Source organism: uncultured Winogradskyella sp., from assembly GCF_937958655.1.
Classification (GTDB): Bacteria; Bacteroidota; Bacteroidia; order Flavobacteriales; family Flavobacteriaceae; genus Winogradskyella.
Window position 1 is genome coordinate 1 of sequence record NZ_CALGNH010000065.1, and the last position, 22,911, is coordinate 22,911.

The following is a 22,911-nucleotide window of genomic DNA, read 5'->3' on the forward strand; positions in this document are numbered from 1 at the left end:
CCATCTTCACCCGGTTTCTCTCCTTCACCTGGCTTTTCACCCTCTTTTCCCTCTTCACCTTTTTTACCAGCATCATCTTTCTTAACTCCTTCTTCCATTTGTTTATTCAACTCTTCCTGTTTCATAATAATATCAGGAAGTTGTTGATCTCCTCCACCACCTGAGCCAGGTGAAGGATTCATAGACATTTCCATATTGTCTAAAACATCACTTAAAAAACTTGCCAGCTCATTACTCGCTGTAATGGCATATTGTTGCGAAGACGCTCCTTGGTATAATCTATTCTCAGTTAATTGCCCTAATGCCTTGTCAATATTAAAATAGACTTCTGTGATTTGAGAATTAACTTTCTCTGATATCTTGGGTTGACGCAAAGACAACGCAAATAAACTATCATCAATATGTTCAAAATGTTCCCTAAGGTTACTTTGCTCAATTATATACTTACCGTACTTATTGTTATTGATGTCAATAGCATCAAAGGTATTCATAAGTTCCTCTTGGTCAAATGAGTAGAGTAATATATTTTCTAATATCTGACGCAAAGTATCTATATCTTCAGCCATTTGGTTGCCACCACCTCCGCCTCCGCCAGACATCATTTGCATCATCTTTTCGCTCATCTGTTTCATCTTCTTAGCGGCTTTTTTTTGCTTTTCTTGAGCTTTTTGTTGTTGCTCTTGAGCTTCCTGTGATTTTTGTTCTTCTTCGCTTTTTTCCTTTTGCTTTAGAGCTTCTTTTGCCTCCTTTTGATCAAACTTTACACCATCTTCTAAAAATTCATCAACTTCAATTTTCGTCGATTTCTTAAGTCGTCTATCTTCTTGTTTTAAGTCTTTGATATCTTCTTGAAGTTTTTCAAATTCTTTATTTAATTCGTCTTGCTTTTCTTTGGTGTTCTCTTTATCCTTTTTAGATAGTTCTTCTTGCTTCTTTGCTAAATCGTCTAATTGGTTAGCAATTTTTTCAGCCTTTTTCATTACATAGAAACGTTTAGTCAACTCCAAGAGTTGTTCCATACTACGTTTCTTGTTCTTATTCTGCTTCGCTAGTTCTTCTAACTTTTGTGTGAATTCTTCTTTGTTAATCTTATCCTTTAATTCTTCAAGCTCTTCTAAAAGTTTTTCGTCCTTTTTAAGCTGCTCTTCATTTTCTTTTAAGCGCTCTTTTAGGTCTTCTTTAAATTGATCTTCTTTCTTCTCTTCCTGAAATTCTTCAAGATTATCTTGAAGCTTTTTGTTGAAGTTCTTCATCAATTGCTCTTGCTGCTTTTGACGCTTTAAGAAATCTTCAAACTTCTTTTTATCATTGAAATTCAGCTCTTGCTTTTCTTTTTGGGTTTTAGAAAATTCTTCTAGCTTTTTGTCTTGCTCCTGAAGCTTTTCAAACGTCTTACCAATATCTTTTATGGTTTCATTTTGCTCTTGCAATTGCTTTTGCTCTTCTTCTTCTTTGGTGCGCTTTCTGTAACTGAACACGCTACTTTTGGTTCGTTTGTAATTATGAAGGGCATCGTTATCAAATACTTCAAAATACAATTGATAACTTACACCATCTTCTATATTCAGTTGATTTGGAAAGGCACTAACAAACTCACTGAAATTAGATTTTGAAATTGAAATGGGTTCAACCATTTTGTTAGCTTCATCATCAACAGGATAATAAACTAGGTTTAGTTTTGTTAATCCGAAATCATCGCTTGCTTGTCCATAGAAATACAAGCTTTGCTGGTCAATAGAATCTTTTTGAACTTTAATCTCTAGCTCTGGATTCAAATCCTTAACAACGCTAATATTATAGGCTAAATTTTCGTAATCCTTAAGCTTATCGTTACTTGTTGAAATACTATAATTATAGTTTCTGTACAAACGTTTTGTCGCTTCAAACCTTCCATCTTCACTTCGTGTAAACCAAAGTGTATCATTAGCATAAATATTAACGGCGTTTGTAGATTTAGTTAATGCCTTCCAAGTGACTTTAGTACCTTCAGGAATTACAGCTGATCCTGTGCTTTTTAAAACCTCATCTTGCTTTCTAGTATGCGATGGGTAATCTAAAACCATTTCAAAATTTACAAGATTTGGCGTGTTGACCACTTCTAATTGGTATGGTTTAGAATTAACATCGTTAGCCGAAAGGGTAAATTCTAGATTTTCTTTAGGTAAATTAAACGTGTATTGAAATTCACCCGGTGCTATTTGCTGTAAGTAGTAGGATTGTCCCTTGAATTGTATCTGCGCATTCTCAGGAATAACATCACCCGCTGTAGATACATTTAATTTAAAGTCTTTTCCCTCAATCGCTTGGAGTGATTCGTTTAATACGAAAAACTGAAAAGGTGCTGGTGGTTCGTAAGCCGTTTGGTAATTCACTACGCGTTTGTAACTATCACGAAACCAGTTTATTTTTCCCGTAACATAGGATAGCAACAGTATGGCAATCGGAATCACCGCATACTTTAAATATTTGGTGTTCGATTTAAAATTTATAGCAGATTTAAAAGGAATAGGTTGCAATTCTTGAGATTTCTGCTCGATGCTAGCTATTAATAAATCGGATTGTGTAGGGTTCTGATTAAGCTGTAAAACATTTAATAATTTATCATTAACCTCAGGGAAGTGACTTCCTATAAGTTTAGAAGCCGTCTCGAAATTAATTCCTCGTCGTAAGTTAAATAGATGTGCTAACGGAATTGCAATAAACTTTATGAACAAACCTAATTCAACTACAATAAATGTCCAGAACAAAAAAGTTCTTGCTGTTGGGCTCAACCAAAGCATATATTCTACAAACAAGGTTGCCATAAAATACAGCAAACCAATGGCAAAAAATAGAATTGCTCCTTTTAGTAGCTCATTAGTATAGTACTTTTTAATGAACTCTTGTAGCTTGTTTTTAATGGTTTCCAAATTGGTCTAAATCTTTTTAATAATTGCATACTGTCAGTTCGAGCGTAGTCGAGAACCTATTAACTTAAGTCTACTAGAAGCATCTCGACGACGCTCGATGTGACAGAGATATTGCATTTTAACTTACTAATCTACAATTTTATTTTAATTGTTATTTCCTAAAATTTGGTAAGATTGTGTTAATATAGTTGATATGGGTGTTTGATTTCAACTTATAATATAAATAACGCTCATCTCTACCCATCAATTTTTAGATGGCTATTGGTATTAATTAGAGCGGTTAATGTCTTAAACATAAACTCATTAAATATTGAACTAAACTATTAAAGCCGAGTAACAATAAGATTAAAAAGGGCTAAATCCCATAACAGCATAATTTAAATTCGTGCTTCGCGCTTCGTGCTTATGGACTATAATTTTATCTTTGCGATAGATTCTGAAACTAGTTCAGAATGACAATATATTTGATTTAAAGAAATGTCTAAAAATGTACGTGTGCGTTTTGCGCCTAGCCCAACAGGACCTTTACACATTGGTGGTGTAAGAACTGCTTTATTTAACTACTTGTTTGCTAAAAAGCACGGTGGTGATTTTGTGCTTCGCATTGAAGACACTGATCAAAACCGTTATGTTGAAGGTGCAGAAGATTATATTGTAGAAGCGTTGAATTGGTGTGGTATTCCTTTTAACGAAGGACCAGGGAAAAACGAAAAATTTCGCCCTTATAGACAAAGTGAGCGTAAACATTTGTACAAGCAGTATGCTGACCAACTCATTTCAGGGGGCAAGGCTTACTATGCCTTTGACACCTCAGAACAATTAGATGCACACCGGAAACAACATGAGGCTGAGGGTAAAACCTTTATTTATAACTGGCACAATAGAGAAAAAGGACGCTTAGTGAATTCTTTGGTGTTATCTGATGCTGAGACCAAAGCGAAAATAGATGCAGGTGAGCATTATGTGGTACGTTTTAAATCGCCACAAGATGAAACTTTACACTTAAAAGATATTATACGTGGCGATATTTCTATTGACACTAATGTTTTAGATGACAAAATATTATTTAAAAGTGATGGTATGCCAACATATCACTTGGCCAATATTGTTGATGATCATTTAATGGAAATCACACACGTTATTCGTGGTGAAGAATGGTTACCGTCTTTAGCTTTACACAAATTGTTATATGATGCTTTTGGTTGGAAAGCACCAGAATTTGCGCATTTACCATTAATTCTAAAACCAACAGGGAAAGGAAAATTAAGCAAGCGCGATGGTGATAAATTAGGTTTTCCTGTGTTTCCATTAGCGTGGACAGACCCTAAAACAGGTGATATATCTCGTGGCTATAAAGAAGATGGTTATTTCTCAGAAGCTGTCGTAAATTTCTTAGCATTTTTAGGTTGGAATCCAGGTACAGAGCAAGAAATATTCAGTTTAGAACAATTGGTTAACGATTTCGACTTAGAGCGTGTTAACAAGGCTGGCGCACGTTTTGATCCTGACAAAACAAAGTGGTTTAATCATCATTATATGCAAGAGCAATTGGACTTGGATTTGGCGGAACAGTTTAAAGCTAGTCAATCTGAATTAGCAGAAATAGATATTAACTACATTGCATTAGTTATTGGCTTAGTAAAAGAACGTGCAACATTCATTAATGATTTCTGGGATTTAGGTCATTTCTTCTTTGTGTCACCTACATATTATGACGAAAAAGCCTCAAAGAAAGCATTAAAAGATGGCACAGGCGATATCCTTAGTAAAGTCGTTGAACTCGTAAACGGCACGGATGACTTTGAAGTAGAGCACCTTCAAACCAATATTAAGGGCTGGATTACAGATAATGAAATTGGCTTTGGTAAGGTTATGATGCCTCTACGTTTAGCGTTGGTTGGTGCATTACAAGGCCCAGATGTGTTTGATATTATGTTTATGATTGGTAAAGGTGAAACTGTTAAGCGTATTGAAGCTTTAATTAAAACACTTTAATAAATTTATTTACTAGTCATTACAGTGTAAACATTGCTGTAAACACGAGCATTGACTGATTCCCTTTGAATGCATCGTTATTATTACCAACATTTAAATCTTCATTATTAAGGTTGCCTAAGATGTTTGTAAAGCCGTAAATGAATTGCCCTCGTAACTTAAAACTTCCAAAGCCAGCCGATAGCCCTATAGCTCCATTGACATTAAAATTGGTGATGTCTGTAATATCCTCGGTTAGTAATGTATCATAGTTGCTAATAAGTAAACCCTCTTTTGAATCATCTTTTAACTCTAAGTCACCATTATACTGAAGTATTGGTCCTATATCTAAAGTAACGTTGTTTCTGATAAGTTTAGCATGAAGCAAAAACGACAACTGCGTAGTTAACATTTTATATTCAACAAATTCTTCTTTTGAATTTCCTGCAGCCGCAGCTGAAATATCTATGTTATTTTCAGAGAATAAAATATTATAACTCACAGTATACCATTTGTGCGGAATGTCTACTGTTGCTGATAATCCTCCAAGCCAGCCCGTATTTTTTCTAGTATCAAAATTATCTGTGAGAATATTAAACTGGGTTATGCCGCCTTGTAAAGCAATTCCATTTTTTATAGTGTAACTCTTGTGCTGCGCAAAGGCCATTGTAACAAAAGTTATGCAAATAGCGACAAATATATAGGGTTGTGTTTTTTTCATAAGATTTAATGCTGTGAGTGAGCAAACCTAAGTAAAATTCTTTACATTTATTACGCATATTTACTAACCATTTAATAAAACTTGTTATGGATGAATTTATTTTAGTGCCGATTATTTTTTTCGGTTTAATCGTTTTAATTTCTGCATTCTTTATTGTAAAACAACAAACTGCTGCAATTATAGAGCGTTTCGGAAAGTTTCACAGTATAAGACATTCTGGATTACACATAAAAATTCCTTTAGTAGATCGTATTGCAGGAAAATTGAGTCTTAAAATTCAACAACTAGATGTTATTATAGAAACAAAAACGCTTGATGATGTATTTGTACGTTTAAAAGTTTCTGTACAGTATAAAGTTATTAGAGATAAAGTATATGAAGCTTTCTACAAGTTAGATTATCCACATGATCAAATTACCTCTTATGTCTTTGATGTCGTACGTGCTGAGGTTCCTAAAATGAAATTAGATGATGTTTTTGTACGTAAAGATGATATCGCTATTGCTGTAAAATCTGAGCTTAACGATGCTATGATGGAATATGGTTACGACATTATTAAAACACTTGTAACAGATATTGATCCTGATGCCCAAGTAAAGGAAGCGATGAACCGAATTAATGCTTCTGAACGTGAAAAAATAGCAGCGCAATTTGAGGGTGATGCACAGCGTATTTTAATTGTTGAAAAGGCAAAGGCTGAAGCAGAAAGTAAGCGCTTGCAAGGCCAAGGTATTGCAGACCAACGCCGTGAGATTGCTCGTGGATTAGAAGAATCGGTTGAAGTATTAAATAATGTTGGTATTAACTCACAAGAAGCTTCTGCGTTAATTGTAGTAACACAACATTATGACACTTTACAATCTATAGGTGAGGAAACCAATAGTAACTTAATCTTATTACCAAACTCACCACAAGCTGGGAGTAATATGCTCAATGATATGGTAGCAAGCTTTGCCGCTAGTAACCAAATTGGTGAGGCCATGAAAAATGCTAACAATAAGAAAAAAGGTGAGGATAAATAGTTTTTAATCTATACATCAAAAAGAGCGACTGTTTGAAAACTTTACATTTTGCCAATCTGAACTTGTTTCAGATTCTACAATAAAACGAAAATTTATGCTTAAAGATTCTGAAATAAATTCAGAATGACAGATTTTCGGATATTTCAAACAGTCACTTTTTTTTGTATCATTAATTTTATTTCCAACCACATAGAATAGCACCCATAACAGCTAAGGTAACTACCCAATAGCCTACATTTATTAGGATGTATTTATAGCCTTTTCTTTCAAAAAGAGCATTTATACCCAATACAGGCAACACAAAAAATAGTGCTCCTATTGCTCCATGTAATGCTCCATGGCCATAACTTCTATGCACATTTCCAAATTCTGCCATAAAGGCTTTAAAAGACTCCGCATCTGGGTTTGAAAAGGCTAACTGTTGCGCAGCGACTTGATGGATCACCATACCGTTAACCGTAAATGCTAACATAAACGATAAAACAAGTGTTACACCAAAAATAACTGCTATATTCCCGGTCTTTATTTTTTCTTCGGTCATTCCTGAGGCTTTCATCCAAGGCGTTCCCAATACTTTTGGATTATACCAAATTGAGCCAATTATTAAAGGTACAATAGCAGATACCACAATGGCTAAAACATTTAATTCCATAATTACTGATTTTTTAGTTAGTATAAATTAAATGTACAAAAAAACCTCTAAGCATTGAATTAGAGGTTTAAAGCGTTATTTGGATAAAGTCCGTTAGAATCTTCTTTTTTCAATAGGTGGTTCAGTCTTTTTTTCTTCTTTTTTTTGGTTTTCATTAAACGGAAATGAAAGGCTTGTACTAGCAAATGTAGAACCAAAATTAACATTAGCATTGTACACTTGGGCTATAGCGTCTTTTACCTGTTGCTCAGATAATTCTTTTAAAGGATGAATAAAAACAGACCATAAGACACCATCTGTAACTGCATATTTAACATCTAATGCCGTGTGAAAGTTAGCTATCATTGCCGCTTTAATTAAATCGTTAGTAAGCGAATTAGAGTCTGCTATTGGAGATATAATTCGCATCCTATTATGGTTAGTATCGGTGAGCGATAACAGTTGAACATCCTTGATGTAAAGTTGCCAAGCACCAGGTCGCCCTTGAATAGAATCGCTCACAGAGGTATAAATTTCGTCGAGTTTTTCATTAGTCATATTTTGAGAACATAGTGATAATGAAAATAGCGCTGTAACTATGATAAGTATAGATTTCATATTCACTTTGTCGAAGACAAGGTTAAAACACAACAGTTAAATAGAAAAAACTTAAGGTTGTCCAAGAAGTCAGTTGTATTTTAAACTCCTACAGTAAGTATTTATACCCTTGATTAAACGACGGAGCTAAAGATTTCTCGACTACTTCGTAGTGTGCTTTCAATCAGTGCTCGAAAAGACAAAAAACAAACTTTCTAGATACCCTCTGCCTCTGCAACTAAAAGATCATTCTTATCTTCTAAGGCCTTTGAGATAAACTCATCAATGGCTTTATTTCGTTGTAAGCCATTTTTAAGCAGTTCTTTTAACGAAATCATAACAGCAATGCGTGTGCCTGCTTTTTTTACCGCTGTATTAAATAAGGGTTCTAACTCTTCATAACAGACTTCCTTTGCTAGTTCTTGTATCTCTGCTTTAACCTTAGCTTGTTTGTCTTCTGGATAATTGGTGTACTTCTTCCCTAATTGCTGAATGACGCTGATGGGTTTTCTTTGCTGCTGTGCTTTGTTTTGAGACTTCTCGGCTGCGCTCGAAGTAACATTCTGTTTTGGTTTACTTCGACTATGCTCAGCACGAGTTTGCTTTGCCCAACTATCTCTTAAACCCACTGTTTTATTAAATACCAATTTATTGGAAGTTGAATCTTCATCCACCACAAAATACCCTAAACGTTGAAACTGAAAACGCTCACCATGGTTTACCTCCGCTAAACTTGGTTCTAAATACCCTGTTTTAAAAGTTAGTGAATTAGGGTTTAAGAATTCCATAAAATCCTTATCCTTATCGCTATCTGGTGCTTCGTGCATAAATAAACGGTCATATTCTCTTACCTCAGCAGTAATAGCATGCTTTGTGGAGACCCAATGTAACGTTCCTTTTACTTTCTTAGAGGTGTCGGTATCTAACGTGCAGTGGATTTCTATAATCTCACCATTTTTATCTTTAATTACATCGTTCGCTTTTATAATGTAAGCATTCTTTAAACGAACTTCTCCACCAAGCTTTAGTCTAAAAAACTTATTACCAGCTTCTTCTTTAAAATCTTCCTTTTCAATATAAATTTCTCTTGAAAAGGGCACTTTTCTAAAACCTGCAGACGCGTCTTCTTGATTATTTTCTGCTTCCAACCATTCTTCCTTATCCTCAGGATAATTAGTAATTACAACTTTTACAGGATCTAAAACAGCCATAACTCGATTTGCTGTTTTATTTAAATCCTCACGAATACAAAACTCAAGCAAGGATACATCAATAACATTTTCGCGCTTCGCAACACCAACTTTTTCAATAAATTGGCGAATGGAATTTGGTGTATATCCTCTGCGACGTAAACCAGAAATTGTTGGCATTCGAGGATCGTCCCAACCAGATATTACTCCATCTTCAACCAATCGTAACAACTTACGCTTACTCATAATGGTATAACTTAAGTTTAAGCGTGCGAATTCTCGTTGCTTTGGTGGTAATGGAAGCTTATCTTTAGCGTACTCATAGACGTGATCCCTAAACCAATTGTAAAGCTTTCTGTGTGGCTTAAACTCTAAAGAACATAATGAGTGTGATATTTGTTCTATATAATCGCTCTCGCCGTGCGTCCAATCGTACATTGGGTAAATACACCAATCGTCTCCTGTTCTGTGATGATGTGCATATAATATGCGATACATAATTGGGTCGCGCATTAACATGTTTGGATCTTCCATATCAATTTTGGCGCGAAGGACATGTGTGCCAGCTTCAAACTCACCAGCCTTCATACGACGGAATACATCTAAATTTTCTTCAATACTTCTATTTCTATATGGACTATTAACTCCTACCTGAGTAGGTGTTCCTTTTTGTTCTGCCATGATTTCAGAAGACTGGCTATCAACATAAGCCCTACCATCTTTAATCATCTGAATTGCCCAATCGTAAAGCGTTTGAAAATAATCTGAGGAATACAGTTCATTTTCCCATGTGTAACCTAACCATGCAATATCTTTCTTTATAGCATCTACATACTCTTGCTCTTCTTTTGCTGGGTTGGTATCATCAAAACGAAGATTTACTGGTGCATTATATTTTTCGCCAAGTCCAAAACTAATACCTATAGCTTTAGTGTGGCCAATATGTAAATACCCATTTGGTTCTGGGGGAAAACGAAAACGCAACTTGTTTTTATTAAGTCCGTTTGCTAAATCTTCTTCTATGATATGCTCGATGAAATTGAGTGGTTTGTTGTCTGTAGACATATTGCTAGATTAATAATCGTTGTTGCTGTTACGCTGGTCGTATTTTATAGACGTAATCATTATTGCGCAAATTTAAAACAAAAAGAAATGATTCTTTGCTTTAGCTTTATACTTGTTCTTTAAGAAAATTAATTTTGGTATGGCTTACATATTTGTTCGGTATGATATAAAAAGCCATTAGAAGACATACCTTCAATGATAATTTTTACCTCTTTTTGTCCGTTTAGAGGCACAATTGTAGAATTTTTTGTTTGAGGATTAACCTCTATATTACCTTCCCACCAAATTGCTCCATACTTCTTATATAGTGATGATGTAAAATTAGGATAGTTTGGGCTAAAATATGTTTGCGTAAGGCTAAATCCTTTTGGTATATAAAGTTTCGTAAATTGTGTGTTCCCCTTAAACTCATCAAAATCATATCTAAGCGATAATGAAATAAAAGGTCCCGCAATTGCTGTTAATCGCCTATTATAAACTATTGTTTTTATTGAGGATAGCGGCATTCCGATAATCTCACCTGGGCTGACTGCCATACCGTTTATTGATACAGGTACAGGGTATGATACTCCATTGTTAATAATATAAAAACTTACACCTCCTTGCTTGGTGTTTTGTCGTGTTTGAAAACCTAATCTTCGAATATAAGTTAAAAGAGAGCTGTACTTGTTTGCAGTCTCTTTGTCAATAACAATCCCCTCAATGTAGGGATCTATTTGAAATTTTTTGGTTTTTTTTGTCTTTTCTGAAACGATAACCTCATCAAGGGCAGTTACTCCGCTCATTAAATCGAACTCGGTGTTTGTAGCTAATTTATTAACGGTTCTAGCACTATATTTATCCCTACTTAACCAATTTTTATAATCAAAATCTTTATCATTGTTATCAACGTATAGTTCTGCTTTTGGTTTCCTGAGTTTTCCTTTATAATTCAGCACGCTTATCTGAACAGTATCGTCTTTAAATAAAACCATGTTTCCTTTAAAGTTTTTATTAGATGAAAGCTCAAAAAGCTTTATGTCTTTATAAAGATTGGGTATAATAGAAACCATGCTCTCCTTTGTAATATCTGCATCTAAAATTTTACCCGTAAAGGCAACGTACTTTTCTTTTTTGTACGGTAGCTTTTCATAATTTTCTGAACCTGAATTTACACGAAATCTATTTTCTTCTTCAAAAAGCAATCTTGTATCTAATTGAAAGTCTTTTGAGCGTTTTTTTCCTTCAAAATAATACTGTCCATCAGCTAATTGTTGCTTTATATAGGGCTGCAACAAAAAAGACGAAATTATAGAGTTATTTGGTGAATAAGCAATTGATTCACCAGGGAGCACAGACATACTAAGATCTGCGGTTCTATGACCTTTAGGAAGCACTAAACTTAACTTTAAGGAATCTTTATTTTCAGTAAGACTATAGTTTATTTTAATCCCATATACTCTTTTGCTAGAATCTTGTGTGTTAAAAAATGTTCGTTTGGATATAGCTTTATTGTTGACGTCCAAAATTACCACAGTATTGATTCCGTAAGGAATTTTGTTTCGTTCTATTGATAGCGCAAACGTATTTTGGTTAAAAGTATAGTTTGTAATATAAGAGATTCCTTCATTGTTAAAGAAGGCTAATTTTAATCGCTTATTTTGCTTTGAGTTTAAATCTGTTTTTTTTGTCTTGAGTGTAATAATTATAAAATCTTTAACGCTATTATTAACAGTAATTGCACTTTCATCATTGTGCATATTTACTATTTTCTTACTGATCTGTTTTCCATTTTCTCCTTTAATCCTTAAGGTGTAATTTTTTTGTTTTTCCGCATAAAAACTAAATCTACCGTGTCCAAACTTATTGGTTTTTATGTTTGACTGAATTATGTTTCCTTTTTCATCGACCAACTTAATATCACTTGTTTTTATAGGACTTAACTGTTCATCGAAAACCATAAACCCTACTTTGTTAAATGTATTTGGAATAATGTTTTGACCTTCGGGACGAATTAGAATCGTTATTGATTTTTGAGGTGTTGTTTTAACTTGTTTAGTTTTTCCAATAATATTAATCTTCTGAACATAAGGTACAGAAGATTCAAAGTTTTTCATATAGTTTGTCCAAGCTATAACGGTATAGGAATCATCAACAAATGTTGAGTCTATTTTAAAATCCCCTTTACAAATGCCATTACTCACTAAAAACATTTTTTCTTTTAAGACATTCCCTTCTTTTGAAAAAATACCTACATGTAAATTAGTACTAGATGATGGTAATTGCAATCTTTGATCTTGAATATAAGCTTTAAACCATAAGTTTTCTCCTTCAAAAAAAATTGTTTTATTAAGTTGTAGATGTATGTTTTCTGTTAGACGATTTTCTTTAATACTTGTTTTATTTTGCCCTAAACCCAGATGGCACCAAACCAAATAAAGGAAGAAAAAAACTATTTTTTTTGTGCTAAACAATTTGAGCGTAATTTTAGAAATGATATTAAAAGGCAATACAACAGCTTTAATCAAAAAATATTTAATTGTGCTGAATCATTTTAAATACTAAAGTTAAGAAAAATTTTATTTTTGCATTATGGGAATTATTAAAGTTGAAAATATACGTGTTTATGCACATCATGGTTGCTTAAAAGAAGAAACCATTATTGGTAGTGCTTATAAAGTAGATGTACGAGTTAAAGCTAATTTAAAAAACTCTTCAAAATCAGACAAGCTCAAGGATACCGTTGATTATGTTTTTCTTAATAACGTTGTTAAGGAAGAAATGGCTAAGCCTTGTAAATTGCTTGAAACTGTTGCACAACGTATCTTAGATCGTTTTTTTAGCGAAGATAAAATGATAACTAAAGCCATGGTTTCTGTTAGTAAACTAAATCCTCCTATTGGAGGTGATGTAGAGATGGTAACTATTCAACTCTCACAATCCCGAAAGCATTTGGCACGAAAAAAGTAAGCCTACATATGCTAAAACGGTAATTATTTATATATTTGCGTTCTCATTAATAACAAATGAGATTCCTGTGAAATCAGGAATTAATAAGGTGTCGTGGCCGAGTGGCTAGGCAGTGGTCTGCAACACCATCTACAGCGGTTCGAATCCGCTCGACACCTCAAGGGACCTTCAACATACGTTGAGGGTTTTTTTATGACCAAATTTTAGATGGGTTTTATTGAATATGAGCAACACCATCTACAGCGGTTCTCCCGAAGTGTCGGGACGCTCGACACCTCAACAAAAATAAATAGTCTTTGAATATTAATTCAGAGGCTTTTTTATGATTAAATTTTTCTAAAATTTAGATTAAACGCAATTCTAGCCCATTACAACCCTCAAACTTGAAGGTTTTTTAATCAATTAGTACAAAAGATTTTACGATTGAATCGTGTATAGCTTGGTGCTTTTCACTTCCTGTTATAGTTAGTAGTGATAACCATCCTAATAAAGATTTAATAATAAATCTAACAAAGGCTAAAGGAAAAGACATCTTTTTACTGTTGTTTTTTTCTTGTCTCACCTTAATATCCGAGTAGTAATGACAAAGCGTACTACCAAAAACGGAAACCAAAAGAGGCTCATATAAAACAACGTAAAGGATAAATAAATACATCCTTACTGATGGATTTACATTTTCAATAGAGTTTAATAGTTCTGATGTGCAATACATCAGCGCCATTAAAATGATACCATCTATTACGGCTGCTTTAATTCTGGACTGTAATCTCGCATAATTATTATTCATAATTACATTGAATCTAAAGGATTTACTTTTTCAATCTGTTCTTTTCCTTTTTCGTAAAGCTCTGGAAATAACCCTTGCGATAAAAGGATAATTCCAAATCCCAGAATAACTAAAGCCACAATTTTTTTGGTTTTAAATAAACGCTTAGGTGTTAATTTACTTTTTAAACGCTTTGCTGCAGCTATTTTAAAGAGATCAGTTATAAAATAAGCAACCAACATAGCTATAATAAACACAACAACTCCATTATCTGAAGTTGTTATTGAGGTACCAATAACAATAAAACCTAACCATCCTAGTAGTACACCAATATTAATAAAATTAAGAAGAAAGCCTTTTATAAAAAGCATCCCATAATCTTTTTTTGGTAATTCTATTCTTTGATGTTCTCTAACAATAGACCGAAACGATTTAGAAATTTTTATAAAAGAAATAATACCGTAAACCGTAAGTAATACACCACCAAAAACTAAAAGCTTAGGATCATCTTTTATTTTATCTAATAAAGTGTCTGTACTTAAAAAAATGAGAAGAATAAAAACAATGTCTGCGAGTATTACACCAAAATCAAAAATTAAAGCAGAGGTAAAACCTTTTGTTGCACTTGTTTCTAAGAGGACAAAAAAAACAGGACCTATGGTAAAGGCTAAAATGATTCCGAAGGGAATTGCTCTTAAGATGTCTTCTAACATGTAAACTTGCGGTTTACACAAAAATAACAATTCTTATAAGATTTTACATACGTTTAATACGTCCGCCAAAAACTCGGCTTTCATCTACTTGTTTTGGCTTACCATAAATGTAAACATTACCTCCGGCTTTTACACTAACGTCTGCGTACTGCGAGGCATTAATGTAAGCATCACCAGCCGCATTTACACTAACTTCTGTCTGTTCTGTTATAAAGTTTTTACCATTAAAAGTACCTCCTGTATAAATAGAAATATCCTGATTTTTAGAACTCCCTGTTACGTTAATTACTCCTCCTGTTACTGCTCTAAAATTAGCATAAGTTGTATTTAGTTCTGCTGTAATTTCTCCACCTTCTTGGGTTTTTAAATCAATCTCATATTGCTTTAGAGGGTCGTTTAAAACAATTTTAGCACCCTCGTTAGCATCAATAACATCTACTGAAGTATAATAGAGTTTTACAACAGTGTCATTACCATCGTAACTCTCTTCTATATTCATTCTAATTTTAAGTTTACCGTTTTTATTAATGACCTGTACATTCCTTCGGTTTTTACCAGAAATAATAACTTTATTTTCGTTAGATTTAATCATTTTAAGATTGATTAAATCGTAAACTTTTACCGTTTTAAATTCTCCTATTATTTTTTCTGTTGTTTGTTGTGCTTTAATTGTGAAGCTTACCAATAGGATTACACATATAATGATACTTCTCATACTTTTTATTTTATAGATATTATTTTTTTACTGAAAACCCATTTTAACTGAACTTCCTTACCAGATTGTTTTTTAATTATAGTTCTTCTAGGTGATAATACAGAAGCTACAACGGCAGAAACTACACTTGGTATTAATCTATTTTGAAAATCAAAAAAAGTACTCAATAAGACTCTAAAAGAAAGAAAAATTATTGCAAATATGATAAATGATAAAATAGTTGCCTTTGTAGTACTCTTCATTTTAAGATGCTACTTTTACTGCTGTGCCTGTTACGGAAACCATAGCAAGATTACTTGTCATAAGTTCAATTTCAACTTTTATACCAACAACTGCGTTAGCATTTAATTGCTTGGCATTTTCTTGTAATTGTTGAAATGCCTTTTCTTTAGTGGTGTCAACACCATCCCTTATAGCTGCCAAATACTTAGACATACTAAAACCCATAGTAAGTTTTTCTTCATTAATAGCCACACCAGTTACTATACCTAGGTAATCTACTATTTTAAAATTCTCTATTGAGTTTGTGGTGGTTAGAATCATATATTAATTAATTTATAATACAAGATGCTGAAATAAATTAAGCATGATAAATATTTTTATTCTGATTCTGGTTTTGGTTTACCAACCATGTAAAAATCTAAATGTTTTTTTACTAAATCTGTATTTTTTACTTTAACAATTACCTCGTCACCTAGTTGATATACCCTACCTTGTTTTCTTCCTACCACAGCATACTGATCTTGATCAAACTCATAATGATCATCTTTCATATCTCTAACACTCACCATGCCTTCACATTTATTGGACATTATTTCTACGTAAATTCCCCAATCTGTCACTCCAGAAATTACTCCTAAAAATTCTTCGTCTTGGTGATCTTGCATAAAGCGTATTTGCATGTACTTAATAGAATCACGCTCAGCTTTAGTGGCCAGATATTCCATATTACTAGAATGCTTACACTTCTCTTCATAGACTTCTTCATTAGCTGATTTACCGCCTTCTAAGTAATGCTGTAAAAGTCGGTGCGCCATTACATCTGGATATCGCCTAATTGGTGAGGTAAAGTGACTGTAATAATCGAAAGCCAAACCATAATGACCAATATTTTGTGTGGTATATTCTGCCTTAGACATCGTTCTAATAGCAAGCGTATCTACTAAATTCTGCTCTTTTTTACCAACAACATCAGATAATAATTTGTTTAATGAGGAAGCTACGCTATTTCGATCTTTAAAATTTAGTTTATGTCCAAAACGACTAACCACAGTTTGTAATTGCGCTAATTTAGCTTCATCTGGTTCATCATGTACACGATATACAAAGGTCTTTTTTGGATTTTGCTTTCCAATAAATTCTGACACTTTACGGTTAGCTAATAACATAAATTCTTCAATTAATTTATTAGCATCTTTACTGGTTTTAAAATGAATACCAACCGGATTTGCTTCTTCGTCTAAATTGAATTTTACCTCAACCTTATCAAAAGAAATAGCGCCAGAACGCATACGTTGCGAACGCATCTTTTTAGCAAGCCTATCTAGTACTAAGACAGCTTCTGCAATTTCTGGTTGGGTTTTGTATGGTTTTCCTGTAAGTGAAACGTTTTGTGGGATAGTTAAATTTAATTGAGACGCTTCGACTGCGCTCAGCGTGACATTTGGATTATTTTCTATGATAGCTTGTGCTTCTTCATAAGCAAAACGTGCATCAGAATAGGTGACGGTTCTACCAAACCATTGGTTTTTAATCTCACATTTATCATTCATTTGAAAAACCGCAGAGAAGGTATATTTCTCTTCGTGCGGACGTAGTGAGCATGCTCCATTAGATAAACGTTCTGGTAACATTGGTACGACGCGATCTACTAAATAAATAGACGTAGCACGCTCGTAAGCTTCGTCGTCTAAAACGGTTCCTAGTTGTACGTAATGAGATACATCAGCTATATGAATTCCTATTTCATATAAACCATTATCTAAAATTGTAAATGATAAGGCATCGTCAAAATCTTTGGCATCTTTTGGATCTATGGTAAAGGTTAAATCTTTACGCATATCGCGTCGCCTTTTTATTTCTTCAGGTTTTATTGATATATCTAAATTGTTAGCGTAATTTTCTACCTCATGAGGAAATTCCATAGGTAAGCCGTACTCTGCCATAATAGAATTAATTTCTGTATTATGATCTCCTGGTTTTCCTAATACCTCAAGTACCTTTCCATAGGGTGAATCTGCTTTTTCTGGCCAATCTGTTAAGGATACTAATACTTTATCACCATCTTCGGCTTTATTAGTTTTATTGATTGGCACAAAAATGTCTTTATACATCTTAGAGCTATCAGCCACTACAAATGCAAAATTCTTTTTTTCGTGTATTTGAATTGTACCAACATATTCGCTTTTTGCACGCTTAATAATATTGGTAATTTCTCCTTCTTGTTTTCCACGATGCTTTCTACGATAAGCATAGAATTCTACTTCGTCACCATCGAGAGCTTTATTGATATTGTTGGATGCTATAAAAATATCCTCTTCAAAATCATCAGAGATAATATAACCGTTTCCTTTAGTGGCTAAATCTAAAATACCTGTATGATATTCTGTATTTACAATCGCTTTAAACTTACCACGTTCTACCTCTTCAATTTCTTGTTTTACCTTTAATTGCTGAAGCTTTTTAATTATCTGATTACGACTACTAGCGTCGTTAACACCTAGTTTAGCGGCAATTTGTTTATAGTTAAAGGATTTGTTTCGTTCTTTTTTTAATATACTTAAGATTGTATTTGTAAGGTTAGAAATCTTATTATTTCTAGATTTCCTTTTTTTCTTTTTTGTCATTTATTAATTGTAATATGATTTACGCGTCATGCAGAGTGAAACGAAGAATCTTATCTATTGAAGAGATTGCCGCGCTTTGCTCGCAATGACAATATTTTAAACTTAATCTAAGCGAAGAGAGGTAATTAAGTTTATGCAAAGCTACACTTTAATTATTTAATAGTGTTTAGTAAAGGTTAATTAAATGAAAAAGCACTATAAAGTTTACAGTGCTTTTTTATATATCTATTTTCTAAAATCTATTGTATTATAAGTTTTTTAGAAGATTTTCCTTTTGATGTTTCTATTTCTACAATATATAATCCTGAGTTAAATTGTGAAGTATCTATAGTAATTTCTTTAGAGGATAGAACTAATTGACCTAGATTATTGTATATGTTTAAGTTTTTTAGTGTTGAATTATTGGTTAATTGAATTGTGAATTGGTTATTTGTTGGGTTTGGGTAAAGTTTAAAATCAAATAAATTAATTTCTTCCACAGATAATGAATTTGTAGCGTTTAATCTAGCTATTCTATTTCTACCTATATCATCGTAACTAGTAAATCCACCAACTATTATAATATTTCCATCATCCTGAATTGCTAGTGTAGAAATAAAAGTATTAACACCAGTACCTGTGTTAAAACTTGTATCTAAACTACCATTACTATTTAATCTAACTATATCATTTGACGGTATTCCATTAAAACTTGTAAAATCCCCTGATGCTAAAATTTTACCATCATCCTGAATATCTAATATAAAAATTGAAAAGTTGCTTCCTAAACTAGAACTGAAACTAGTATCTAAACTTCCATCGCTATTTAATCTTGCTATTTTATTTGATTCTATTCCATTATAACTTGTAAAATTACCTGCTATTATAATTTTTCCATCATCTTGAATTGTTGATGTAAAAACTGAGTTATTTACACCTGTACCTGTATTAAAATTTGTATCCAAACTTCCATCACTGTTTAATCTTACTAAATCATTCGATGTAGCTCCATTATAGCTTGTAAATTCTCCTGATATTAAAATTCTTCCATCATCTTGAATTGTAATTATATCAACTGTATTATCAAAACCCACACCAATATTAAAACTTGTATCTAGACTTCCATCACTATTTAATCTTGCTAAACGATTTATTTCAGTTCCATTATAAGTAGTAAAACTTCCTCCTATTAGAATTTTTCCATCATCTTGAATTGCTATTGGACCAATTAATGGAGTAGAAAAAGACGTACCAACACCTGAGCCAGAATTAAAACTTGTGTCTAAACTTCCGTTATTATTTAATCTTGCTATATTATTGGTCGTGATTCCGTTATATTCTGTAAAATTTCCACTTATAATAATTTTATCATCATCTTGAAGTTCCATTCTTAGAATTCTACTATTTGAACCTGTACCAGAACTAAAACTTATATCTAAACTTCCATCACTATTTATTCTTGCTAAACGATTTGATTCTGTTCCATTATAATTTGAAAAACTACCTCCTATAAGTATTTTTTCATCATCTTGTATTTTTACTGTATTTACAGTATTATTTGCTCCTGTACTAGCATTAAAATTAATATCTAAGCTACCATCACTATTTAATCTTGCTATATTTCTAATTGATAATTCATTATAAGTTAAAAAGTTACCTCCTGTAAGAATTTTTCCGTCATCTTGAATAGAAATTTTAAAAACCGAATTATTAGGTCCAATACCAGAATTAAAATTACTATCTAAGCTACCATCATTATTTAATCTAGCTATACGATTTGATTCTATACCATTATAATTTGAAAAACTACCTCCTATTAGTATTTTTTCATCATCCTGAATCACAATTGAAGAAACAGAATTATCTGGTCCCATACCAGAATTAAAATTACTATCTAAACTTCCATCACTATTTAGTCTTGCTATACTATTCGATGGAATTCCGTTGTAACTAGTAAAATTACCACTAACTACAATTTTTCCATCGTCTTGTGTTTCTATTATATTAATTGCCGTATTAGCGGCAGCATCTACTCCTGTACCAGAACTAAAACTAGTATCCAAAGTTCCATCACTATTTAACCTTGCTATATGATTTGATTCTATCCCGTTATAACTTGTAAAAGTACCACCTATAAGAATTTTACCATCATCTAGAATCACTATCTTTCTAATTGAACTGGCTGCTAAAGAACCTGAGTTAAAATCAGTATCTAAGCTTCCATCAATATTTAATCTAAATATATTAGTAGATCTTGCTACTAGTATTTTTCCATCATTTTGAATAGCTATAGTACTAATTGAACTACCTGAACCAAAACTAAAACTAGTATCTAAACTTCCATCACTGTTTAATCTTGCTATACGATTCGATGGAATTCCATTATAGGACGTAAAAAAACCAAGTATAATAATTTTCCCATCGTCTTGAACTTCAATTAGACTAATCTCACTATTTGGTCCTGTTCCAGAACTAAAACTAGTATCTAAGCTTCCATCAATATTTAACCTTGTTATGCGATTTGATGTTAATTCATTATATGATGTAAAATTACCAGCTATTAAAGCTTTTCCATCATTTTGAATGGCTATCGATCTAACTCTATCATTTGGGCTACCACCACTACCAAAACCAACATCATTTGGGTTAAAAGATGTATCTAAAGATCCATCTTGAGAAAAAATATTAAGACTAAATAATAATAGATAAAGTAAAATTTGTTTCATTATAGCTAATTTTAAAGATTTATCTTACAATAGTAATAAAATAAACACTTATTATTTAAAGGTTTAGAGGTTAAGTTTACTAAAAGCTTCAAAAAAGTTTGTATAAATTTTACACTTATTAACATATATATACATAACATCATTTTTCTTTTAAATTTTAAAAAATAAAATGGTGGTTATTATAGTCTGTTAATAGCTACTATAACTTTTTAGTGTTTTGTTTGGTTAAGTGACTTATCAGATTTATTTAATATGCAGTTAACAGGTAATTTATAGATAACTACTTCACTTTAAGACTTATTTTAAAAACTATGAACAACTGTTAATAAATGTTGTTAATAGAATTACATGATATGTTTTTATTAAAAACTGTTTACATCTCTACTAAATATATCTAATAACTCTCTCGAAAGAAATTGCTAACTAATTAGATTTTCTCAGCTCTATTTTTGATTGGGAAAATTACTGGATAAACCTAATTTTAGTTTTAAGTAATTACAAACAGTTATTAACAAGTAATTCTCATTTTTAACTGTACTTATAAACAGGGATTATTAATGCTGATAAAAATTATATAATCAAACTTAAAACTTATGAATAAGTAAGCTAGTATAAGTTATACATACTTATACGTAATTATTAACTTTGTGGTTATAATGTTGTTTTGGGTTGATTTAACGCATCTAAATAATAGAAAGATTGCTGCGCTATGCTCGCAATGACGTAATATAAAAAAACTATGACTATTTCAATAGGGAACGACCATGCAGGTCCAGATTATAAGGCCGCAATTGTAAAACATTTAGAAGCTAAAGGTTATACTTTAACTAATTATGGAACAGATACTTTAGATAGTGTAGATTATCCAGATTTTGTACATCCAGTTGCTAAAGATGTAGCAGAAGAAAAAGTAGATTTTGGTATTTTAATTTGCGGTAGCGCAAATGGTGTAGCAATGACTGCTAACAAATATCAGAAGGTGAGGGCAGGTGTTTGTTGGACCAGTGAAATTACAGAATTAACACGTTTACATAATAATGCTAATATTATATGTATTCCGGCACGTTTTACATCAATTCCGCAAGCTATTAAAATGGTAGAAACCTTTTTAAATACTGAGTTTGAAGGAGGTCGTCATCAAAATCGTGTAGATAAAATTCCTTTAAGTTGTTAATTACTCGCACTAAATCTTTTAAAGAACTTACAACACAAGAGCTTTACAATTTACTTCAATTACGAAGCCAAGTTTTTGTTGTTGAACAGGATTGTGTATACCAAGACCTAGATGGTAAAGATGAAAAAGCATTACATATTTTAGGGTATGTAGATGATACACTTGTGGCTTATACACGTATTTTTAAGCCAGGATATTATTTTGAAGAAGCGAGTATTGGTAGAGTAGTAGTAAAAGAAAGTAAACGAAAATTTAATTATGGTTATACCATAATGAACGTTTCTATACAAGCTATTAAATTATATTATAATACATCTGATATTAGAATATCTGCACAAACTTATTTAAAACAATTTTATAATAATCTAGATTTTAAAGAAGTAGGAGAGGAGTATCTCGAAGATGGGATACCACACATAAATATGATTAAATCCTAATCTGTAGATTTAGGTTTAAGAATGCGCGTCACTAAAATTTCTACACGTCTATCTAATTCTGGTTCGTTACCTAAAGGGAATTTTCTTTTATGTCCCACAAATTTCATTCTATATCGTTTTACGCCGCGTTCTGCGAGATAATCATAAACAGTTTTAGCTCGTGCAAGAGATAAATTACGCTTTTTTGTCTTTCTATCTATCGCATCTCTGCTCCCATGCGTACAACACACATGGCCTTCTATTGTAAAGAATATATCTGTACGTTCTACGAGAATTTTAGCAATATCGTCTAAAACCACTTTAGATTCTTTTGTGAGATAACTATAACCTGTACGGAAAAGAATATTTTCTAACTGAATTTTATCTCCTTCTTTAAGTTCTCCACTTAATAATTCTTCCGTAGTTTCTTTTTTTGGTTGCTCAACTTTTACACGAGGAGGATCATAGGGTTTAACAATAATCTCTACTTTTCGGTTTAGTCCACGAATTTTATAAAG

At 32.4% G+C, this 22,911-nt stretch carries 19 protein-coding genes and 1 tRNA gene; 6 read left to right on the plus strand and 14 right to left on the minus strand.

The genetic code is table 11. The features are described from left to right. A partial coding sequence (locus Q0800_RS11990) for a DUF4175 family protein (protein ID WP_299130043.1) occupies positions 1 to 2,909 on the minus strand: 2,909 nt, incomplete at its 3' end. Positions 2,910 to 3,386: 477 nt separating this feature from the next. Here Q0800_RS11990 and gltX point away from each other — a divergent pair. Beyond that, positions 3,387 to 4,904: a glutamate--tRNA ligase gene (gene gltX, locus Q0800_RS11995; RefSeq protein ID WP_299130046.1), complete on the plus strand. Its 1,518-nt coding sequence runs from the start codon at positions 3,387 to 3,389 to the stop codon at positions 4,902 to 4,904. 19 nt (positions 4,905 to 4,923) lie between these two features. Here the strand turns inward: gltX and Q0800_RS12000 are convergent, their stop codons facing one another. Beyond that, positions 4,924 to 5,604 carry a hypothetical protein gene (locus Q0800_RS12000; RefSeq protein WP_299130048.1) on the minus strand — a complete coding sequence of 227 codons (681 nt, stop codon included), beginning with the start codon at positions 5,602 to 5,604 and terminating at the stop codon, positions 4,924 to 4,926. Positions 5,605 to 5,690: 86 nt separating this feature from the next. Between Q0800_RS12000 and Q0800_RS12005 the strand changes: the two genes are divergently transcribed. Further along, the gene (locus Q0800_RS12005; RefSeq protein WP_299130051.1) at positions 5,691 to 6,626 is read left to right on the plus strand and encodes an SPFH domain-containing protein; all 936 of its coding nucleotides are present in this window, start codon (positions 5,691 to 5,693) and stop codon (positions 6,624 to 6,626) included. Positions 6,627 to 6,801: 175 nt separating this feature from the next. On the opposite strand, the gene Q0800_RS12010 is transcribed toward Q0800_RS12005, so the two are convergent. From Q0800_RS12010 to Q0800_RS12025, 4 genes are all read right to left on the minus strand, one after another. Then, positions 6,802 to 7,278, minus strand: a complete 477-nt coding sequence (locus Q0800_RS12010) for a DUF1761 domain-containing protein (RefSeq protein WP_299130053.1) — start codon at positions 7,276 to 7,278, stop codon at positions 6,802 to 6,804. A 93-nt stretch (positions 7,279 to 7,371) separates the two neighbouring features. Beyond that, positions 7,372 to 7,875 carry a hypothetical protein gene (locus Q0800_RS12015; RefSeq protein WP_299130056.1) on the minus strand — a complete coding sequence of 168 codons (504 nt, stop codon included), beginning with the start codon at positions 7,873 to 7,875 and terminating at the stop codon, positions 7,372 to 7,374. 194 nt (positions 7,876 to 8,069) lie between these two features. After that, a complete protein-coding gene (locus Q0800_RS12020; RefSeq protein WP_299130058.1) occupies positions 8,070 to 10,109 on the minus strand; it encodes a glutamine--tRNA ligase/YqeY domain fusion protein in 2,040 nt (679 codons plus the stop codon). Positions 10,110 to 10,237: 128 nt separating this feature from the next. Next, positions 10,238 to 12,562, minus strand: a complete 2,325-nt coding sequence (locus Q0800_RS12025; protein WP_299130061.1) for a hypothetical protein — start codon at positions 12,560 to 12,562, stop codon at positions 10,238 to 10,240. Between the two features lie 118 nt (positions 12,563 to 12,680). Here Q0800_RS12025 and folB point away from each other — a divergent pair, with 118 nt between their 5' ends. Both folB and Q0800_RS12035 read left to right on the plus strand, forming a co-directional pair. Then, entirely contained in the window at positions 12,681 to 13,058 is a 378-nt protein-coding gene (folB, locus tag Q0800_RS12030) for a dihydroneopterin aldolase (RefSeq protein WP_299130063.1), read from the plus strand. Positions 13,059 to 13,145: 87 nt separating this feature from the next. After that, positions 13,146 to 13,216 (plus strand) — tRNA-Cys (locus Q0800_RS12035). Positions 13,217 to 13,452: 236 nt separating this feature from the next. Here Q0800_RS12035 and Q0800_RS12040 read toward each other — a convergent pair. The 7 genes from Q0800_RS12040 to Q0800_RS12070 form a co-directional block, all read right to left on the minus strand. Beyond that, positions 13,453 to 13,845, minus strand: a complete 393-nt coding sequence (locus Q0800_RS12040) for an RDD family protein (RefSeq protein WP_299130064.1) — start codon at positions 13,843 to 13,845, stop codon at positions 13,453 to 13,455. 2 nt (positions 13,846 to 13,847) lie between these two features. Next, positions 13,848 to 14,537, minus strand: coding sequence for a LysE family transporter (locus tag Q0800_RS12045; RefSeq protein WP_299130066.1), 690 nt, complete (start codon positions 14,535 to 14,537; stop codon positions 13,848 to 13,850). Positions 14,538 to 14,580: 43 nt separating this feature from the next. Then, on the minus strand, positions 14,581 to 15,252 hold the full coding sequence (locus Q0800_RS12050) for a head GIN domain-containing protein (protein ID WP_299130067.1): 672 nt from the start codon (positions 15,250 to 15,252) through the stop codon (positions 14,581 to 14,583). 5 nt (positions 15,253 to 15,257) lie between these two features. After that, positions 15,258 to 15,494, minus strand: coding sequence for a hypothetical protein (locus tag Q0800_RS12055; protein WP_299130071.1), 237 nt, complete (start codon positions 15,492 to 15,494; stop codon positions 15,258 to 15,260). 1 nt (position 15,495) lies between these two features. Further along, on the minus strand, positions 15,496 to 15,795 hold the full coding sequence (locus Q0800_RS12060) for a heavy metal-binding domain-containing protein (RefSeq protein ID WP_299130075.1): 300 nt from the start codon (positions 15,793 to 15,795) through the stop codon (positions 15,496 to 15,498). A 56-nt stretch (positions 15,796 to 15,851) separates the two neighbouring features. Then, complete coding sequence (rnr, locus tag Q0800_RS12065) at positions 15,852 to 18,098, minus strand: ribonuclease R (RefSeq protein WP_299130078.1); 2,247 nt, start codon at positions 18,096 to 18,098, stop codon at positions 15,852 to 15,854. Positions 18,099 to 18,337: 239 nt separating this feature from the next. After that, complete coding sequence (locus Q0800_RS12070) at positions 18,338 to 20,803, minus strand: T9SS type A sorting domain-containing protein (protein ID WP_299130081.1); 2,466 nt, start codon at positions 20,801 to 20,803, stop codon at positions 18,338 to 18,340. 739 nt (positions 20,804 to 21,542) lie between these two features. Between Q0800_RS12070 and rpiB the strand changes: the two genes are divergently transcribed. Both rpiB and Q0800_RS12080 read left to right on the plus strand, forming a co-directional pair. After that, positions 21,543 to 21,977: a ribose 5-phosphate isomerase B gene (gene rpiB, locus Q0800_RS12075; protein WP_299130083.1), complete on the plus strand. Its 435-nt coding sequence runs from the start codon at positions 21,543 to 21,545 to the stop codon at positions 21,975 to 21,977. Further along, complete coding sequence (locus Q0800_RS12080; RefSeq protein WP_299130089.1) at positions 21,971 to 22,414, plus strand: GNAT family N-acetyltransferase; 444 nt, start codon at positions 21,971 to 21,973, stop codon at positions 22,412 to 22,414. The genes rpiB and Q0800_RS12080 overlap by 7 nt, the downstream gene beginning before the upstream one ends. Here Q0800_RS12080 and Q0800_RS12085 read toward each other — a convergent pair. Then, positions 22,411 to 22,911 (minus strand): OmpA family protein (locus Q0800_RS12085; RefSeq protein ID WP_299130094.1); only part of this gene is annotated, 501 nt, incomplete at its 5' end. The genes Q0800_RS12080 and Q0800_RS12085 overlap by 4 nt on opposite strands.

Bases quoted from the DNA above. Each gene is read 5' to 3' on its own strand.
- gltX (WP_299130046.1), top strand. From the start codon at position 3,387: ATGTCTAAAAATGTACGTGTGCGTTTTGCGCCTAGCCCAACAGGACCT.
- Q0800_RS12000 (WP_299130048.1), bottom strand. From the start codon at position 5,604: ATGAAAAAAACACAACCCTATATATTTGTCGCTATTTGCATAACTTTT.
- Q0800_RS12005 (WP_299130051.1), top strand. From the start codon at position 5,691: ATGGATGAATTTATTTTAGTGCCGATTATTTTTTTCGGTTTAATCGTT.
- Q0800_RS12010 (WP_299130053.1), bottom strand. From the start codon at position 7,278: ATGGAATTAAATGTTTTAGCCATTGTGGTATCTGCTATTGTACCTTTA.
- Q0800_RS12015 (WP_299130056.1), bottom strand. From the start codon at position 7,875: ATGAAATCTATACTTATCATAGTTACAGCGCTATTTTCATTATCACTA.
- Q0800_RS12020 (WP_299130058.1), bottom strand. From the start codon at position 10,109: ATGTCTACAGACAACAAACCACTCAATTTCATCGAGCATATCATAGAA.
- folB (WP_299130063.1), top strand. From the start codon at position 12,681: ATGGGAATTATTAAAGTTGAAAATATACGTGTTTATGCACATCATGGT.
- Q0800_RS12040 (WP_299130064.1), bottom strand. From the start codon at position 13,845: ATGAATAATAATTATGCGAGATTACAGTCCAGAATTAAAGCAGCCGTA.
- Q0800_RS12045 (WP_299130066.1), bottom strand. From the start codon at position 14,537: ATGTTAGAAGACATCTTAAGAGCAATTCCCTTCGGAATCATTTTAGCC.
- Q0800_RS12050 (WP_299130067.1), bottom strand. From the start codon at position 15,252: ATGAGAAGTATCATTATATGTGTAATCCTATTGGTAAGCTTCACAATT.
- Q0800_RS12055 (WP_299130071.1), bottom strand. From the start codon at position 15,494: ATGAAGAGTACTACAAAGGCAACTATTTTATCATTTATCATATTTGCA.
- Q0800_RS12060 (WP_299130075.1), bottom strand. From the start codon at position 15,795: ATGATTCTAACCACCACAAACTCAATAGAGAATTTTAAAATAGTAGAT.
- rnr (WP_299130078.1), bottom strand. From the start codon at position 18,098: ATGACAAAAAAGAAAAAAAGGAAATCTAGAAATAATAAGATTTCTAAC.
- Q0800_RS12070 (WP_299130081.1), bottom strand. From the start codon at position 20,803: ATGAAACAAATTTTACTTTATCTATTATTATTTAGTCTTAATATTTTT.
- rpiB (WP_299130083.1), top strand. From the start codon at position 21,543: ATGACTATTTCAATAGGGAACGACCATGCAGGTCCAGATTATAAGGCC.